General features: G+C 53.0%; 15 protein-coding genes and 1 pseudogene. 11 read left to right on the top strand and 5 right to left on the bottom strand.

Features of this window, described 5'->3' with window-relative positions; genetic code table 11:
* Positions 1 to 149 precede the first annotated feature (149 nt).
* Genes LQ249_RS15535 through LQ249_RS15525 form a run of 3 tightly spaced genes read right to left on the bottom strand, consistent with a single transcriptional unit; the run spans position 150 to position 2186 of the window.
* Complete coding sequence (locus LQ249_RS15535; protein WP_232565594.1) at positions 150 to 830, bottom strand: hypothetical protein; 681 nt, start codon at positions 828 to 830, stop codon at positions 150 to 152.
* The gene (locus LQ249_RS15530; RefSeq protein WP_232565593.1) at positions 823 to 1776 is read right to left on the bottom strand and encodes a hypothetical protein; all 954 of its coding nucleotides are present in this window, start codon (positions 1774 to 1776) and stop codon (positions 823 to 825) included. The genes LQ249_RS15535 and LQ249_RS15530 overlap by 8 nt, the downstream gene beginning before the upstream one ends.
* Positions 1777 to 1790: 14 nt before the next feature.
* On the bottom strand, positions 1791 to 2186 hold the full coding sequence (locus LQ249_RS15525) for a hypothetical protein (RefSeq protein WP_232565592.1): 396 nt from the start codon (positions 2184 to 2186) through the stop codon (positions 1791 to 1793).
* 288 nt (positions 2187 to 2474) lie between these two features.
* Here LQ249_RS15525 and LQ249_RS15520 point away from each other — a divergent pair, with 288 nt between their 5' ends.
* The 3 genes from LQ249_RS15520 to LQ249_RS15510 all read left to right on the top strand — a co-directional run bounded on the left by LQ249_RS15520 (position 2475) and on the right by LQ249_RS15510 (position 5595).
* Positions 2475 to 3167 (top strand): DUF4145 domain-containing protein, encoded by a 693-nt coding sequence (locus LQ249_RS15520; protein ID WP_232565591.1) that lies wholly within the window; start codon positions 2475 to 2477, stop codon positions 3165 to 3167.
* Between the two features lie 382 nt (positions 3168 to 3549).
* A complete protein-coding gene (locus LQ249_RS15515) occupies positions 3550 to 4590 on the top strand; it encodes a YncE family protein (protein WP_232565590.1) in 1041 nt (346 codons plus the stop codon).
* A gap of 24 nt (positions 4591 to 4614) precedes the next feature.
* Entirely contained in the window at positions 4615 to 5595 is a 981-nt protein-coding gene (locus LQ249_RS15510) for a di-heme oxidoredictase family protein (protein ID WP_232565589.1), read from the top strand.
* 356 nt (positions 5596 to 5951) lie between these two features.
* On the opposite strand, the pseudogene LQ249_RS15505 reads toward LQ249_RS15510, so the two are convergent.
* Positions 5952 to 6670: pseudogene (locus tag LQ249_RS15505) on the bottom strand (IS3 family transposase); the annotation flags it as partial.
* Positions 6671 to 6789: 119 nt separating this feature from the next.
* Here LQ249_RS15505 and LQ249_RS15500 point away from each other — a divergent pair.
* The 3 genes from LQ249_RS15500 (at position 6790) to LQ249_RS15490 (ending at position 10676) form a co-directional block, all read left to right on the top strand.
* Positions 6790 to 7746 carry an IS110 family transposase gene (locus LQ249_RS15500; protein WP_232565588.1) on the top strand — a complete coding sequence of 319 codons (957 nt, stop codon included), beginning with the start codon at positions 6790 to 6792 and terminating at the stop codon, positions 7744 to 7746.
* Between the two features lie 480 nt (positions 7747 to 8226).
* Positions 8227 to 9810 carry an AAA family ATPase gene (locus LQ249_RS15495; RefSeq protein WP_232565587.1) on the top strand — a complete coding sequence of 528 codons (1584 nt, stop codon included), beginning with the start codon at positions 8227 to 8229 and terminating at the stop codon, positions 9808 to 9810.
* Positions 9811 to 9842: 32 nt separating this feature from the next.
* Positions 9843 to 10676: an HNH endonuclease gene (locus tag LQ249_RS15490; RefSeq protein WP_232565586.1), complete on the top strand. Its 834-nt coding sequence runs from the start codon at positions 9843 to 9845 to the stop codon at positions 10674 to 10676.
* Between the two features lie 703 nt (positions 10677 to 11379).
* Here the strand turns inward: LQ249_RS15490 and LQ249_RS15485 are convergent.
* The gene (locus LQ249_RS15485) at positions 11380 to 11919 is read right to left on the bottom strand and encodes a hypothetical protein (RefSeq protein ID WP_046489498.1); all 540 of its coding nucleotides are present in this window, start codon (positions 11917 to 11919) and stop codon (positions 11380 to 11382) included.
* Positions 11920 to 12293: 374 nt separating this feature from the next.
* Between LQ249_RS15485 and LQ249_RS15480 the strand changes: the two genes are divergently transcribed.
* The 5 genes from LQ249_RS15480 to LQ249_RS15460 all read left to right on the top strand — a co-directional run bounded on the left by LQ249_RS15480 (position 12294) and on the right by LQ249_RS15460 (position 16792).
* Positions 12294 to 12689 (top strand): hypothetical protein, encoded by a 396-nt coding sequence (locus tag LQ249_RS15480; protein WP_232565585.1) that lies wholly within the window; start codon positions 12294 to 12296, stop codon positions 12687 to 12689.
* A gap of 101 nt (positions 12690 to 12790) precedes the next feature.
* Complete coding sequence (locus LQ249_RS15475) at positions 12791 to 13228, top strand: hypothetical protein (RefSeq protein ID WP_046383461.1); 438 nt, start codon at positions 12791 to 12793, stop codon at positions 13226 to 13228.
* Between the two features lie 264 nt (positions 13229 to 13492).
* A complete protein-coding gene (locus tag LQ249_RS15470; RefSeq protein WP_079443823.1) occupies positions 13493 to 13765 on the top strand; it encodes a heavy-metal-associated domain-containing protein in 273 nt (90 codons plus the stop codon).
* A 267-nt stretch (positions 13766 to 14032) separates the two neighbouring features.
* Complete coding sequence (locus tag LQ249_RS15465; RefSeq protein WP_057004129.1) at positions 14033 to 15898, top strand: copper resistance system multicopper oxidase; 1866 nt, start codon at positions 14033 to 14035, stop codon at positions 15896 to 15898.
* Positions 15899 to 15907: 9 nt separating this feature from the next.
* Entirely contained in the window at positions 15908 to 16792 is an 885-nt protein-coding gene (locus LQ249_RS15460; protein ID WP_046489500.1) for a copper resistance protein B, read from the top strand.
* Positions 16793 to 16833 lie beyond the last annotated feature (41 nt).

Raw genomic sequence — 16833 nt, 5'->3', positions numbered from 1 at the left:
ACCGGAGGTCGTCCATTCAAGCTTGCTGATCATGACTGACCATAATAACAACCTACTTCTTTCCGGCCAATAAAAATATGGAACTTAAAATCTTAGAAATACTGAGATGACGCAATACGTTCAGTGATCAACTTTCCGGATTCATGAGGTCACGAATAGCACATAATCAGGGGAGTCGGGGCTGGAATCCCCAACAGCTTGATACTTTCCTCGATGACCCAGGCCCCAACCGGCCACATCATTTGGAGCACCAGCAGAATAGTGAAAGTCAAAAAGGCTCGAAGCAGATATTCATGAGTCATTTTGATGCCGGTCACCTTTTCGTTGACCAGCGTGTAGTTATGTAGAACCGCGCGGGCAAGCTGTTTGGCTAAGCCCGCTTTGGGCGAGCTTTCTTTCCAAGTATTCGCTAGCTCACGTGGGCCGAGCTGAGTGAACCCGGCGACTTTCAGCGTTCTAAATGCCCAAGCCCCGGCGCGTAGCAAGAAGGCTACTGCCAATCCAAATAGGATGAGTCCAATGCAGCCTAGCCATTTGTTCGACTTGTCGCTCCAAAGGGTTGGCAGCAGGGAAGCCAAAACGGGGATCAGCGCCGTGATAGCGGCCAGGTAAATACCCGCTTTCGCGTCTGCTCCTCTGCGGCGGTCAACTTCCGCATCGAAAATACGCCGCGACTCGTCCAGCACCACGTCGCTGTCTTTCGACCAATCCCCCTCTCGAACAGATTCAACAACCCCCTGCCTCCACTCCGCTTCCTCTGCCTGCTCACTAGGTGACAATGGTATTAGAGTCGGCCATACCCATTGGAGCCAGCCTTTAAACTTAAGCAATGATGTTCACCGTCAGCTCGTCCACAATCGCCGCAGCAATAGGATAACCTGTTAGATTCTCGATCCAGGCCCACTGCCCGTTCGGGTTGATCTCCAAGAACCACAATTTGCCGGATCTGTCGCACACCAAATCGATAGCTCCGTAACGAAGGCCTAGGCGCTGAACGAGCTTCACGCACTGACGTTGAACGCGACGCTCGAGAACAATTTTCTCGTGCCGAAGATCAGGACGACTACCTTTGCGCCAGTCGGTTTCCGTTTCTTCGTTATCTTGCGACCAGATCGCCGTCGCAAAAACCCGCTCACCCACGACAGTCACTCGCACATCGTATTGCTTCAAGATCTCTGATTGCACAATGAATGGGGTCAGCCTGATCGCTTCCGCTTGATCATCCTCAATCTCAGCGAGTCGCGAGGTGAAGATGACGCGCTCCGTCTCGCCTTCAAGCACCGCTTGACGCAGAGGCTTGCCAATGGCGTGGCCGAGGGAAGAGATGGCCCTAGCACATGAGATGTCGTTCGTGATGAATGCTTGTGGTACATGGAAGCCAATCTCCTGCGCGAGGAGGAGCTGCATCGGCTTGTCTTCAGCCATGAAGATCTTCGTAGGTGAGTTAAGCCATCGCCCATCCAAGCGGGAGTAGAGGCTTTTGAGAAAGCTGCTCCACTCCGCCTCAATATAGGCCCTCTCGCCAGGATCCGTTACCGCGTCCGGTACAACAGGAGCTCCCGGCCTACGGAAATAGGCCCCAGCTATCTGCGAACCACGGACAACCACCCCTTCCAGTGAGATAGACCAAGCGTCCCGGGGAAATCCTGCCATCGAACACATCGCTTCGGGCAATTGTTCGGTATTGAGTCGGACAAAAGGCTGGCCGCGCCGGCGGAGCTCAGCAACCACGTAGTCCATCGTGATATCACGACGATTTGTCACCAACAACAGCATGAGACGCTTCCAGATCAGTCCGAGTAATAACAGGTGTCCAAGCCGAAGGTAGGATCTCCATTGTCATCACGCTCCAGCTCAACGTTGGTCTTTGTGATCAGCTCAAGGATGTGGTTGGCATTGCACCGATCGTCGCGCTCAGTGATCGCATCGGTTTTGGTCAAGAGTTGCAGCAGATGGTTGCTCGAGTCGAACCGATGCGGCTGGCCTGAATCATCCGGTTGACCTCGATAAGGACTGGGATCGTCGTCATCGCTTTCGACCTTCTGATAGGTCTTGGTCAAAAGTTCTATCTGCCATGACGCCTCGTCATCTTGCTCTGCGTTGACCTTGGTCTTGGTCATCAGCTCACACAGCGCGCCATCGGCGATGATTGGGACTTCGCCATCCGGGGCATCGACTGCCCACATCTGGAGCTCCGGAGAATAAAAGCCCGGGATACTGTCTTCTCCTGTCCTAGGCGTCGCAAACCTAGATAGAAAGGGCGACGATTTTTGAAGGGCTCCCAAGCTGACGTCTCCTGTGCCGGCGAGTCGCGAAAGCGACAATACCATTTCGCCAGCATAACGGTAAATGACGGCGGATAGCGTGGAGATCAAAGCGCAAAGCTCAGTAAGGTGGTCTCGATACGCTCACAACCCTACCCCTCCGGCGGAAGGCAGGATATGTTTTGCACAATCCCCTAGGAAATGGGCACGATGAAGACATCGACCAAATACACCCAGCACGCCAGTGAAGGCCATGAACTTGAACTGCCTTGCGGTAAATGTTGTGCAAAGACGTTTCACCGCGTGGTCTGCTCAGCTGGTGTCGAGTCCTCTCATGAAGACCTGCATAACATCCATGAGTGGTGGGCCGAAAACCAGATAATCCAATGCCAAGGCTGCAAGACGTTTTCGTTTCGCATGGTATCTGGCGACTCAGAAGACCGTGATTACGATGATGATGGCCAACTGCAGCCTTTCGTGACTGAAAACCTGTACCCACCGCGTATGGAGGGAGTTGGCAAGTTAGGGCTTGACCTCTGGTGGCTGCCACCGCCTCTCAAAGCCATCTATGAGGAATCACTTAAGGCACTCACTGGTGGCCTGCCCGTACTAGCCGCAATCGGGATGCGTGCCCTCCTGGAAGGCGTATGCAAGGAGAAGCAGGCGAAGGGGAATAACCTCTACTATCAAATTGAAGACTTGGCGTCCCGAGGGATTCTTAACCCTCAGAACGCGAAAATCCTGCACAAGGTAAGAGCGCTGGGAAACGAGGCTGCACACGAGTTGACGGCACAGAGGACTTCGCAGCTAGGCTTGGCCATGAACATTCTTGAGCATCTCCTCAGAGACGTTTACATCAATCCGAGACTATACGAGCAGGAGTTCCCCACCGCTCAGGAGTGATGATACGCCTACTGATCAAGTGCAGGGATGGCTCAGACCAGATTACCGAACAGGAAACCTAGGATCTAAGCACGCAACGCCAGTACTGATGCCTATTGCCATAGCGCGGTTGCGATGATCGGACTTTGCTCAAATTTAAGCTCTTAATTTCGTTTTGCGATAACACCTCCTCCTAAATTTCATATTAATATCTACTAGGCATCTATTGCAGCTTTAGTTATTTGTGCTTTGCTTCAACCAACAGGCAATACAAACCATACTCTACAAACAATATACTTCAATATCGCAATCTTCCTCGATAAGAATTCACAGCAAGGGCATTAACCTTTCCGTCGGATCAATACCATTGCAAAAACCGAATAATCCAATATGAGGCTAAAGAATGAAAACCCTTCTAAGCTCTATCATTTTTTTTCTGCTTGCCATTTCACAAGCCCAAGCAGGGGGCTCAGTGGGAAAGGGCAATCGATTGATTTTGACAACATATTGGGGAGACGACGCGGTTGCATTGATAGATATCGGCGGGGAAAGTGGCAAGGAAGAAATTTGGAGAATCGACACACTGAAAGCTGCTGGCTGTGCAAAACCATATGACATCAGAGCCAGCGCCAAAGGAGATGAGGCTTACGCCAGCTGCAGCGGAACGGATATGATTGCAGTTATTGATGTTGTGGCACAACAAGTTAAATACACCATAAAGACCGGCAGCTCACCTCGCGACCTTGTTCTTTTTGACTCAGGAAAAAAACTCTTAGTCGCAAATTCAGGAAACGACACCGTATCAGTAATAGATATTTCCAAAAAAGCCAAAATATATGACTTTCCAATTACCAATCAACCGTACGGAGTGGCAGTAGCCAAGGACAATATAACAGCTATGATAACTGGTTGGGCAAGCGGTGATTTACACATTGTAAAACTTGGTGAAACATCCGCTCAACATGTTGGAAAAATTGACGTAGGTCTTCTACCTTACACGGTAGTAGCACCTGGGGATGGAGAAATTGCATACGTTGCAACAAACGCTAGTCACTCCGTAGTGGCAGTCGACTCAAAAAAAATACAAATTGTTGAGTCGGTTAAGGTCGGTAGAAACCCGTGGAGTCTAGCCGCCAGCCCTGACGGAAAAAGTCTACTTGTCACTAATAACAGATCAAACAACCTTTCGCTGCTTAAGACTGGCGCATCGATGTCAAGTACTTCCCCTCCGCAGGTATTTATCCCGGCAGGAATTCAGCAGCAAGAAAATGGTGAGAGTATAAAGCGGGCACCTAAGAATGCTTCAATTTCTGCAGATTCTAAAATTGCTGCTTTTACAGACTTGGCCAACAACCAGATTGTCATCGTCGACCTCGACACAGAAAAACTTATTAAAATTATTAACGTAGGAAAAGCCCCGTACGGAATAGAATTTATAAGATAATCACGAGCCCATGTGAAACTATAAATGAAAAAGCTATTAATAGCGGGACTTTCTATAGCTTTATCAGGGAGTATAAGTGCTCAAAATACTCCCTATGCTCAAGGGTATTTTGGCGAGCCAATTGTTGGCTTGACGAAAAAGGAGGAGCGAGCATTTGAACGCGGGCTTCAACTTTTCGTTAAGCGCTGGGAGGAAGCAGATCAGAAACCTCACAATGCCAAAAGTTGCGTATCTTGTCATAGTGTTCCGATGCCAGGTGGCAGTGGCATGAGCCTTCAAGCACTGGTAAATATTAACTCAAACAACGCTGCAGTCTTACAGAGATTAAATAGTCACGCGAATGAAAATGATAAAATAGAAGTTCGTAGAACGCCTCCATTATTTGGGCTTGGGCTAATTGAATTTGCCAAAGAAAGGAAAGTTAATGGTGTAGCTCAACCTTATTTTGGAGCCTTAGCAAAAGAAAGTAGTCTCGAGATTTTCATACTAAAAGCGTTTGAATCAGAACTAGGCCTGCACACGGAAGCTAGTTGCAAAGTGCTGCTATCAAAAACGACTACCCCTACAGACAAATGCACCCCCACATTATCCGAAGATAACATTCAAGACATCCTTTCATTTATTAGATTTACAAGCGCCCCGCCAAGACGCCAATTAAGTTACGATATAAATCAAGAAAAAACATTCGTTAATATCGGCTGCGAGCAATGCCACACTTTAGATATAACAACATCAAATGATGCCCCTTCCCCTCTTAGAAACATAACTGTTAGATCATTTACAGACTTAAAAACCCATGACCTGGGAACAGGCTTAAGGATTAGGACCACTCCACTTTGGGGGATTAACTCGTTCGGCCCTCCATATTGGCATGATGCCAGTGTAAACTCTATCGAGAATGCTATATACATGCACAAAGGTGAAGCTATAGACAGCCTCGACAAGTATTTAAGATTAACCAACGAAAACAGGAAGCAGTTTTTGAAATTTATTAGTGACCTTTAGAACCAAAAACATCGAAGGCAGCAGTCAGAAAATAGTGGATGCCAATTGAGACACGAGAAAATGTCGCCGTTCGTTTTGCCGATGTACCCGCGAGAGATTTCGATCAGTTTGAGCTGGATTATCCTGTAGCCATTGCTTCTAGCGAGTGCGGCTCACGGCAAAGTCCACCTTCTGAAGGCGTCTGCCCTGTCTCGATAATCAAACCGGTCACTTAGTTAATTAACCAGCTCAGCAAGCTGTACACTCTCATTGTAGTGATCAACTAATCCCGGACACGACGTTAGTTTTTCCTCGTCCTGAGCTGGGGCCAGTCCGTTGTTGAATTGGTGCGGTCTAATCCAGTTGTACCGATGCATCAGGTAATGCCATTTCCCCTGGGCCCAGATGTAGGTGATGTCGCCGCACCACACCTGGTTGGGTGCCAGAACATCGAACTCCCGATTCAAGATGTTCGGGATATCCAACCGTTCAACCGTCGCTCGTTTATAGGCATGTGATCCGGGCTGTTTACTGACGAGGTCAAGCTCACGCATCAGGCTGCGCACTTTGAATCGACCGAGCTGCTCACCGTCGTCACGCATCAGCGACAGGATGCTGCGGCTCCCCGCAGCACTGCGACTTTGCGAGAGCAGCTCGCTCACCCGGCTGCGCAACCGAAGCCGTTCGACATCAGGCGTTCGGCGCCTAAGGTGCTGGGCGTAGTAGCACGAACGGGGGACTTCGAACACCTTGCACAGCCAATCAATCGGGACGCTCAGCTGATTGATCAGCGCGTACGCTCGTGATCTTCCGACATCAAGAGCGCGGTAGCCATTTTTAATATCGATTTTTCCCGTTCAAGGCGGGCGATCCGGGCTTCCAGCTCCTGGATTTTCTGCTGTTCCGGGGTCAGCGCTTTGCTCTGCGGAGTGACGCCTTGGCGCTCCTGCTGAACCTGATCAACCCAGCGGCGCAGGGCCGACTCGCCGACGCCGAGTGAACGGCTGGCTTCGATGTAGCTGTAGTTTTGCTTGAGTACGAGGTCGGCAGCCTTGCGCTTGAATTCAGCAGAAAAGGAACGGCGTTGTTTGGTCATCTGACACCTCGATCTGGCGAGTATTCTCACCTAAATGGGTGTCCGGTAATGAGATGGTCACCCCCACACTCTGCGAGGGCTACGCTTTCGCAGGGTGTTTTATTTTGGAGGCCATCATCATGAGCGAATTGGCACTGGTCGGTATCGATCTCGGCAAACACACTTTCCACTTGCACGGCCAGGACGTATCGGGTCGAGAGATGTTTCGCAAGAAGCTCTCGCGCGTGCAGATGATGCGTTTTTTCGGCAACTGCCCCACTTGTACTGTCGTGATGGAAGCCTGCGCTGGTTCCCATTTCGTTGCCCGCGAACTGGCGACCATGGGACATGTAACCAAACTGATATCCCCGCAATTTGTTCGGCCTTTTGTTAAAAGTAACAAAAATGATTTCGTTGACGCCGAGGCAATCTGTGAAGCCGCCTCACGCCCTTCGATGCGATTTGTCTCGCCTAAAACCGAGGCCCAGCAAACGCTCTCAGTACTGCATCGCATGCGTGAGTTGCTGGTGCGTGACCGCACCAAAACAATCAATCAACTCCAAGGCTTCCTGCTGGAGTTCGGCATCAGCCTGCCTCTTGGGCGGACGGTCATAAAACGTCTGCCTAGCATTCTGGCTGAGCACGAGTTGCCGATACGGCTCAGCACATTGTTGCAGCGGTTGCACGCACACTTCGGCTACCTGGATGAGCAAATCACACAGCTGGATAAACAGATGGCTGGCCAACTGGCTGTCGAAATGGGAGACGGCAAGCAATTCGGATGCAGTCGTGACTTCGCCGCTTCCATAGGGTTGGTTCCTAGACAGTACAGCACGGGTGGCAGGTCTAACTTGAAGGGGATCAGCAAGCGAGGAGACAAGAGCCTCAGATGTCTGTTGGTACAGTGCGCCAGGGTTTATATGCAAAGGCTCGATAGTCAAAAAGGGGCACTGGCTGATTGGGTGCGCTCATTGCTTCAGCGACGACACTCCAATGTCGTGGCGTGCGCTCTGGCCAATAAACTGGCGCGAATTGCCTGGGCAATATCTGCTCACCATACAATGTTTGAAGCAGGGTCAGACGCCACGGCGGCCTGACCCTGCTGTTGTTGCAGTACCACGAGGCACCTTCAGGTTTGCGATAGCTGAAAAATGGATGACGTGAACGGCACACCGGCCTGGCGAAGAACCTGACTTATGAAACGGCTTTAAGAAACCGCTCCGGTTTTCAGGATTGCCAGGCGCGACTCTCATCATGGCGCGGGGCATGCCTCATACAGACGCCGGATAGATTTAAGCAAGCCAACCACTTCACCCGTTAATCAGCATTGCAAAAATGGGGGTGACCATAGATTTCATTAGACCACTACACCATGCTGAATCGGCACAGGTAACAGATCAGCCGCCGAAAGCTGCCAATTCTAATAGTCCGCCCTTTCAGACGGCGTTTTTGCTTCCACCAGTCCACTAAATCCCATCAGGTTTCTCAGACGTTATCGATCCGGTAGAATGAGGTCAAATGGCCATCGCACACCAAAAGCACGCTGCGTGTGCCCTCAGAGCAAGGACGTCATGAGTATGAAATTCATCAAGGTTCAACACCGAGGGAAGCTCCAGCAGGATGCAAGAAACTCGGGGATTTTGTATGTAGATAACTGGGACGACTACGGCTACAAAACCAAATTTGCCCTGATCATCGTTGATGGGGGTGGGGTCGAACATAGAGTTGGTGACCTGAAGATCGCTTACCAGGGGCAATCTGAAGGCTGGACAGAACATGGGATGCCTGATGAATTCACGTCGCTAGAACCCAAATTCTTCAGCCTGGGGCAGGACGTCGAATACTATCGAAAACTACTTGAGCTGTTTTCGCTGGAGGACGCTCACGCAATCCTCAACGCGTTAGGGGATGTGGCTTTCTCCAAAGAGCGTCGGGAGGCTTCCTCTTCAGAGTTAGCGTTTAGCACCTCCCTGCTTCGGGCAGTGAACCCAACAACGATTGACCACCAATTCAAGCGGATCCTCACCGGGGACGCCCCAGTGACCCCGTACGACTTCCTTTATGAAAAGGCAAGATCAGACGGTATCGCACCGCTGACTCTCGAGTTCAGTGTCGATCCTGATGTCAAACCCTCCAGTAACGTTCACATCTTGATCGGCCGAAACGGGGTGGGTAAAACAACCCTATTGAATGGCATGGTTGACTCCTTGGTCACGCCGAGTGATGAGGTGTACGCCAAAGGCTGCTTTTTCAACAAGAACATGTGGAGCTTCAGGCGACCGCTCACCAATGATGACTTTGCAGGTGTGGTGTCGGTTTCATTCAGCGCGTTCGATCCATTTGATCCCCCGCCGAACCAGGATGATCCCAGCCAGGGAATGAGATATCGATATGTAGGCCTGAAGCACAGGGTGCTAGCCGCCGAGGGAGAGAATTTTTGGGGGTTGAAGACCAAGCCCCACCTCTGCACGGATTTGGCCGATAGCCTCAAAGTCTGCCTCAGCCTAAGCGCAAAAAGAGCACGGTGGATCAAGGCAATTCACAAGCTCGAGTCTGACTTCAATTTTGAGGAAATGAATCTCCTCCAGCTGATTGAGGTTTTTGACGCCGATAGATCAGAAACCAAGGCCGAGTTCGTCCGACGTAGTACGACCATGTTCGAAGGAATGAGCTCTGGCCACGCTATTGTTCTGCTGACCATTACCCAGCTCGTCGAAACCGTTGACGAGAAAACGCTGGTGTTGATTGATGAACCAGAAAGCCATCTGCACCCTCCTCTGCTGTCTGCTTTCACCCGGGCCTTGTCCGATTTGCTCACTGCGCGAAATGCTGTAGCCATCATTGCTACCCATTCACCTGTCGTCCTGCAGGAAGTGCCAAAGTCTTGTGTGTCCATTATTAACAGGAGTGGCGAGACAGCGACAGTCGACCGTCCGGATGCCGAGACGTTTGCAGAGAACGTTGGCGTCCTAACTCGACACGTCTTTGGTCTGGAGGTGAGCAAATCAGGCTTCCATGAGCTCCTGGCCGCCGACGTCCGGACAGGTGCTGCGTTTGAGCAAATCAAGGTTGACTATGCAGGTCAGATTGGCACCGAAGGCCAGGCACTTTTGAGATCCATGACTATCGCGCGTGACAAGCAATGGGAGTCTGATCAATGAGAGCAATAGGCGCTCCCGCTCAGGATCCGCAGATGGTCTACAGCCTCTGCGTGAACAGCATTGCTGACGAGGATCTAAGAGCGCGCTTGCAAGCCATTACAGCGGAGGTGGTTGCTGCCGCGGAAGAGTACCAGCAGAAAGGCCTTATCAATCAATTCTTCGCGATCCCAGCTATCGACTGTGATAACGATGACATCGTGGTCGGCCAGGTAACCAAGAAGGAGCTGAAAGCTACCTACTCTTCTCACATGGTGGCTGACACGAAGCCTGCCAGGAGGGTGTACACCGACCTGCTCGGTCTGGCTCCGCGTAAAAAATGCCCGTTCTGCGGGTTCGGACAAGCTAGCACCCTCGACCACTACCTGCCGAAAGCTAGATTCCCGATATTATCTGTTCTGCCCTGGAACCTCGTGCCAGCGTGCAAGGACTGCAATACCGGCAAAAATGCCGCCACCGCGACCACGCAAGACCAACAAACACTCCACCCGTATTTTGAGCATCCTCGGATGGTCGGTGACCAGTGGCTACACGCGCGGGTGCTTACGGGCGCCCCGCCAGTACTGGAGTTTTTCGTGAGTCCCCCAGAGGATTGGGATCCGATCGATAAGACTAGGGTGTTGGCGCATTTCAGAGACTACAAGCTGGCCTCACGGTTCTCTATCGAGGCCAGTAACGAACTCGCCAATCTCAAGGACACGCTTGACTTGGTATGGTCGGCCTCTGCTTTAGCCGGAGTACAAGACCACCTTCGGGTCATTGCGGCCGGAAAAAAGGCTGTCCATGTGAATGCTTGGGATACCGCCATGTACCAAGCGCTTCTCAAAAGTGAGTGGTACTGCAACGAGGGCTTCCGGGCATTCGAGTAAGTATTCCGTTTCGCCTAAACAAACAAAAAGCGCGACCTTTCGGTCGCGTTTTTCTTTGCTTTTCTGCCTCGAACGAGTTAGCGTCCGCCCAACTCACCTTGCGTAAGTCAGACCGGTACCCACTGATGCGGCAGCAGTTGCCCAGTCTCACTGGCGCGCTGTGTCGGCAGCTGCGTCAGCGTGAATCGCCCCGAGCTTCGTAGAAACTTCTTTGCCTTGAACTGAGGCCAATAAAGTCAGGTTTATGAACATCATTCGATGAACGGCCGCATTCGTTTCGAGGACTTTGAGTCAGTAATCTCCGGCCCGTGAGTGGCTTATGAACATCTGACATCGCCCACTTGTATAATCCTGTGCCAGGTTAGGAAGCCGCGGATTCGCGCTGTCCATTTCCACTTACCCCTAGTCGCTTTTCCACAAAACCCCGTTTGCTGAAAAATCAGCGCTGTTGGCGCTCCATCCTCACACCCGCCCTTAGGTCGCCCTGTCACGGAATCTCCGTTTCCGTATCTGAAGCTTTGGTGACTGGTTAGCACCCAGTACGTCTGCTAAACGTAAATGCACCACGCAAAGATTCTAGCGCGGGTTCACCAATGACGCGGCCATTCATCCCATTCCCAATCTTTCCTCCCTACAGTCATTGGCGGCCTAGATGCTCAAGGATACATCGCCGATACCGGCCTCTTTCGGCTTACGGCAGAAATTATTTACCTTGCACCACTCGAACATGTGCATGGCTGATGGCTTTGTAGACACGCATCAATCTTAAAAGCGGCCACCAGTCATATAGAAAAATCTGCAGCGGTCGCCACATTGCCACCCAGCCAACGATCATCAGGCTTTCGCGCGCTGTGCCGACTACAGCGCCAGTGCCCAGTTGACCAATGACATCGACTGCAATCAGGCAAAGGGTAACAAAGGCGATGCCGATCACCAGGCTGATGCGGCCATCTCGAAGGAGGTGTTTTAACTCACTGCGCGTGAGGCCTGCCTTATGATCAAAGTAATTGTGGATTGCCTCGATCATGATCGCACTTGGATCGCCCTCTGCTGGTAGGTGCTCAAGGTGGATTGTGATACGAAGCCGGCTGTCCGACGAAAATTCCGCCGCCCAAGTCTCAATGAACGCTTCAGCTTCGCGATCTAGATCCTTGTTAAGAAAAGGTGTCGGATCCATCGAGTTAAACAACTGCCCAAGCTCGCGTACTCGAAGTTGAAGGTGATGCTCTGGTTTTTTTCTCATGGCACTTACCGATTGTTATGCATTGGCAGTTTCGAGTTGCGCGACTCGCTTTCGCTGCGCCTCAGTCCTTACGCAGCGCTCTGATCGCCGCCGGCATCACCGTCAAACCCAAGCTCCCATTTAAACAGCCTGCCGATGAACCGCCGGCGAGGATGGCCAGCCTCCAAGAAAGCTGAGTTTAGTTTTGCCGAAATAAACCGACTCGGGGAGGTTGCACTCTCGGAATCATGACCACAGCAACACCTGCTTGCCGAGCAACAGCCTTGCTGCCCAAGCGCACCCAAAAACCCACTTACCTGATTGAAGTCAACTCTGCGACTGCCTGGGTGTCTACACTGAAACAAATAGGGTCTAACAGGCCCGTGGAGCACGTCATGTATTGGTTCCGTCATCACTACCGCGATCTTTTGCGACTCACCCTAGGGGTGTGGGTGTTGGCTGTGATCGTGACGGTATTTCACGGCTGCCTGGTGCAGCCGCAGCACAGCCTGAGTGCAACGCACGAGACTCCTTCCACGCTGCAACAGGTGGATGAACATGCGCTGCATGCCAGCGGCTGCCTTAAGCATTGTGCCGATGCAGCAAAGGCGATCAGTCCCACATCGCAGATCCCGACAGTGGATCTCGCCAGTTTAGCGCTTGCCTTGCTGTTACCTGCGATGCTGCTGCTTAACCTCGCTCAAACAATAACCTTCGCTGCACTCGCACTGAAGCGCCCCGCTCCATCGGGGCCGCCAGCCCGCCTTATATTCGTCCGCTTCAACGATTAATTCGCCTTTCAGGGCGGTCACACCGTGGCCGCTCTGCTTCATTGCGCCGATTCGGCGCGGCTTAGTAGTTCCTACTTATCTCTAAATACCCGGAGTTCACCATGCAAACACAATTGAAACTGGTTCTTGCCGCCATTTTGGCCAGCAGCGTCTTCATGGCCTCTGCCGAAGATGAGCATCACCCTGTCGACGCACCTGCCAGCGCAACGGCTGCCAGCGCACCGTCCGAGTCGGTGATGAATAAAGCGATGAGCGAGCAAATGCAGAAAATGCAGGCCGCTCATGACAAAGCCGCCGCCGCGAAGACACCAGCCGAACGGCAAGCAGCCATGCAAGAGGGTATGAAAACGATGAAGGACAGCTTGGCCATGATGAGTAAGCAGCAAGGTGCTGCTGGTTGTACGGGCGTGGAGATGGGCTCAGGCATGGGAATGTCTGGCTCCAAGGACGGTATGGGTATGGGTAAAGGAATGATGGAGATGATGATGAAAATGATGGATCAGCAGTCGTCGATGATGGATATGCCAATGAAGAAGTGACGACCGCTATCCACCGAGGATTGCGGCGCTGGCAATGCAACGGCGGTGTCGCCATGGCCTGCATGGCTAGAGCGACACCGCCGTACTACTCGATAGCACTCCCTTGGAGTACAAAATCATGATGGTCTGCGCCAGGCTTCCATTGATTGAGTGATAACGACCGCTTGACCTTGCCATCGCAGCAAGGTTGAAGATAAGCCAACGTCGCAGAAAAGCCGAATGCCTCAGCCTTTGCATGATGCATTTTGTTATGAGGAGTCACCGATGAAAACCGTTGAACTGCAAGTCCAGGGCATGAGCTGTGGCTCATGTGTCAAACACGTCACCGAAGCGCTGCGCCCACTTGAAGGCGTCAGTGACATAGCAGTGGATCTACAAGCTGGCCGGGTGAAGGTCAGCGGCGATTCGGACAGCCATGCGCTGCTTTCAGCCCTGCAGGAGGCTGGCTATCCAGCACAGTTGGCGACAATGGAAAGCGTACCGAGTAAGAACGCCTCGGGTTGTGGCGGGAACGGCGGCGGTTGCTGCTGTCGGTAAGCGATATGTTTAAACGGCAATTGATGACTACGTCAGGGCTAACCTGACACGGCCTATCACAACAAGACAACTCTATCGATGCTGCCCTATCGCAGCGCAGCCAAATTGCCGCCGCCAACCTGACGGAAATGTAATCACGCGCGGGCTGATGATGTGACATCTTGCTCGCAAAATGGCGGCTGGCACCGACTCTCTGAAGCGAGCCATGGCCCTACTGTGGCAGCGCTTTCGTATCTGCCTGGACTCCGACTGACTGGATACCCCTCGATGCATTCCAGAACATCAAGACGCACTTTCGTGAAAGCCTTGGCGGCAGGCGGGGTACTCGCAGGCTTTGGGCTGTGGCGCAGCCCGGTGTGGGCAATTACCAGTCAGGGGCAGCCGAATGTGCTCGCGGGCACTCATTTCGATCTGACTATCGGTGAAATGGGGGTGAACTTCACGGGCACGCCCCGCTCCGCCATGACCATCAACGGCAGCCTCCCCGGCCCGATACTGCGCTGGCGCGAGGGCGATACGGTGACGTTGCGGGTCAGGAATCGGCTCAAGGAAAACACCTCGATCCATTGGCACGGCATCATTCTACCGGTGAACATGGACGGTGTACCGGGTCTGAGTTTTCACGGCATCGAACCGGGCGGCCTGTACGTTTATTCGTTCAAGGTCAAACAGAACGGCACCTACTGGTATCACAGTCATTCCGGGTTCCAGGAGCAGGTCGGCGTCTACGGCCCTTTGGTCATCGATGCAAAGGATCCCGAACCCTTCAGCTATGACCGCGACTATGTGGTGATGCTGTCCGACTGGACGGATGAAGACCCAGCGCGGGTCATGAAGAAACTCAAGAAACAATCCAGTTACTACAACCTGCACAAGCGCACCGTCGGCGACTTCATTGATGACGTCAGCAAGAACGGTTGGTCTGCCACCGTCGCGGATCGGAAAATGTGGGCTGAAATGAACATGAACCCCACCGATCTTGCCGACGTTAGCGGCGCCACCTACACCTACTTGCTCAACGGACAGGCTCCCGACAGCAACTGGACAGGCATTTTCAAGCCCGGCGAACGGCTGCGCCTGAGGTTCATCAACGGCTCGGCGATGAGCTACTTTGACGTGCGTATTCCTGGGCTGAAAATGACTGTCGTCGCCGCAGACGGGCAGTACGTGAAACCGGTGAGCGTCGATGAGTTCCGCATCGCCGTGGCCGAAACCTTTGATGTGATCGTCGAACCCACTGAAAATGCATACACCTTGTTCGCCCAGTCGATGGATCGCACCGGTTTCGCGAGAGGCACATTGGCTGTACATGAAGGGCTCTCGGCCCCTGTGCCGCCCCTGGATCCACGTCCGTTGATCACGATGAGCGACATGGGCATGGGGGATATGGCCGGCATGGATCATGGCGATATGACGGGTATGACCCAGGACTCGATGCAAGGCATGGAGAGTATGGATCACAGCCAAATGGCGGCCGGCGAGGACAACGGCATGCAGGGTATGACGGGCATGGACGGTGGATCGATGCAGAGCATGGATCACAGTCAGACGCCAGGCTCGGCAGACACGTCGGGGCACTCGATGCCGGGCATGAGCAGCATGGACTCGATGGAGCCCCACCCGGCCTCGGAAGCGAACAACCCGCTGGTCGACATGCAGACGATGAGCCCCACACCGAAACTCAACGATCCTGGCATGGGACTGAGAAACAACGGTCGCCGGGTACTGACCTACTCAGACCTGAAGAGCACCTTCCAGGATCCCGATGGCCGGGAACCCAGCCGCACCATCACGCTGCACCTGACCGGACACATGGAAAAGTTCTCGTGGTCTTTTGACGGCGTCAAATTCGCGGACGCCGAACCACTTCATCTCAAATATGGAGAGCGCATCCGAGTGGTTCTAGTCAACGACACCATGATGATGCATCCCATTCATCTGCATGGCATGTGGAGTGACCTGGAGGATGAAAACGGTGATTTTATGGTTCGCAAACACACCATCGACATGCCGCCCGGCACCAAACGCAGCTACCGCGTGACCGCCGACGCCCTGGGGCGATGGGCGTACCACTGCCACCTGATGTACCACATGGAAATGGGCATGTTCCGCGAAGTCCGTGTACAAGAGTAGGAGCCAGACATGAACTTCGATAGAACCGCTAAACCGCTACTCGCCGGCCTGGCCATCCTCGGGATGGGTGTCATGACGCTTGCTTATGGGCAGACCGAGCCCATGCAAGGTATGGACGGCAACCAGATGCAGGAGATGGATCACTCCCAGATGCAGGGTATGAAACCCGCAGCGCCCCAGCAAAGCCGTACACCCATTCCGGCGCTCACCGATGCCGATCGCGCGGCGGTGTTTGAAAGCCATGCCGGCCACCAGATGCACGACAGCGCCATCAACTCATTTTTCCTGATCGATCAACTCGAGTGGCAAGACGCTGACAAGGGCAGTGCATTACGTTGGGAAGCCAACGGCTGGATTGGCGGCGACACGGATCGTCTCTGGCTGCGTACCGAAGGCGAGCGAACCAATGGCGTGACCGAAAGCGCTGAGCTTCAGGCACTCTGGGGACACGCCGTCAGTCCCTGGTGGGACGTGGTCAGCGGAGTGCGACAAGACTTCAAACCTGGTGCACCGCAGACCTGGGCGGCGCTGGGACTGCAAGGCATGGCGCTCTACGACTTTGAAACTCAAGCCACCGCTTACCTGGGCGAGGCCGGCCAGACCGCGCTGCGGCTCAAGGGTGACTACGACATTTTGCTGACCAACCGTTTGATTCTACAACCCACTGCGGAAATCAACCTCTATGGCAAAAACGACCCGCAACGGGCCACAGGCTCAGGGCTGTCGGACACCGAGGTCGGCCTGAGACTGCGCTATGAAGTACGCCGCGAGTTCGCACCTTACATCGGCGTGACCTGGAACCGCGCCTACGGCAAAACGGCGGATTACCGCCTCGAAGAAGGCGAAGACCAGAGCGATACGCGCTTTGTCGTCGGTGTGCGAATGTGGTTCTAAACCTGACCGAAAGATACATCCATTCTAACAGTAACACCCCA

This window comes from Pseudomonas sp. 7-41, from assembly GCF_021233075.1.
Classification (GTDB): domain Bacteria; phylum Pseudomonadota; class Gammaproteobacteria; order Pseudomonadales; family Pseudomonadaceae; genus Aquipseudomonas; species Aquipseudomonas veronii.
The sequence above is the reverse complement of the archived record's forward strand: the minus strand, read 5'-3'. Positions and strand labels throughout refer to the sequence as shown.

What these genes read in the sequence shown, in the direction of transcription:
- LQ249_RS15530 (WP_232565593.1), bottom strand. Translation starts at nt 1,776, where the DNA reads ATGCTGTTGTTGGTGACAAATCGTCGTGATATCACGATGGACTACGTG.
- LQ249_RS15525 (WP_232565592.1), bottom strand. Translation starts at nt 2,186, where the DNA reads ATGTGGGCAGTCGATGCCCCGGATGGCGAAGTCCCAATCATCGCCGAT.
- LQ249_RS15520 (WP_232565591.1), top strand. Translation starts at nt 2,475, where the DNA reads ATGAAGACATCGACCAAATACACCCAGCACGCCAGTGAAGGCCATGAA.
- LQ249_RS15515 (WP_232565590.1), top strand. Translation starts at nt 3,550, where the DNA reads ATGAAAACCCTTCTAAGCTCTATCATTTTTTTTCTGCTTGCCATTTCA.
- LQ249_RS15510 (WP_232565589.1), top strand. Translation starts at nt 4,615, where the DNA reads ATGAAAAAGCTATTAATAGCGGGACTTTCTATAGCTTTATCAGGGAGT.
- LQ249_RS15500 (WP_232565588.1), top strand. Translation starts at nt 6,790, where the DNA reads ATGAGCGAATTGGCACTGGTCGGTATCGATCTCGGCAAACACACTTTC.
- LQ249_RS15495 (WP_232565587.1), top strand. Translation starts at nt 8,227, where the DNA reads ATGAAATTCATCAAGGTTCAACACCGAGGGAAGCTCCAGCAGGATGCA.
- LQ249_RS15490 (WP_232565586.1), top strand. Translation starts at nt 9,843, where the DNA reads ATGGTCTACAGCCTCTGCGTGAACAGCATTGCTGACGAGGATCTAAGA.
- LQ249_RS15485 (WP_046489498.1), bottom strand. Translation starts at nt 11,919, where the DNA reads ATGAGAAAAAAACCAGAGCATCACCTTCAACTTCGAGTACGCGAGCTT.
- LQ249_RS15480 (WP_232565585.1), top strand. Translation starts at nt 12,294, where the DNA reads ATGTATTGGTTCCGTCATCACTACCGCGATCTTTTGCGACTCACCCTA.
- LQ249_RS15475 (WP_046383461.1), top strand. Translation starts at nt 12,791, where the DNA reads ATGCAAACACAATTGAAACTGGTTCTTGCCGCCATTTTGGCCAGCAGC.
- LQ249_RS15470 (WP_079443823.1), top strand. Translation starts at nt 13,493, where the DNA reads ATGAAAACCGTTGAACTGCAAGTCCAGGGCATGAGCTGTGGCTCATGT.
- LQ249_RS15465 (WP_057004129.1), top strand. Translation starts at nt 14,033, where the DNA reads ATGCATTCCAGAACATCAAGACGCACTTTCGTGAAAGCCTTGGCGGCA.
- LQ249_RS15460 (WP_046489500.1), top strand. Translation starts at nt 15,908, where the DNA reads ATGAACTTCGATAGAACCGCTAAACCGCTACTCGCCGGCCTGGCCATC.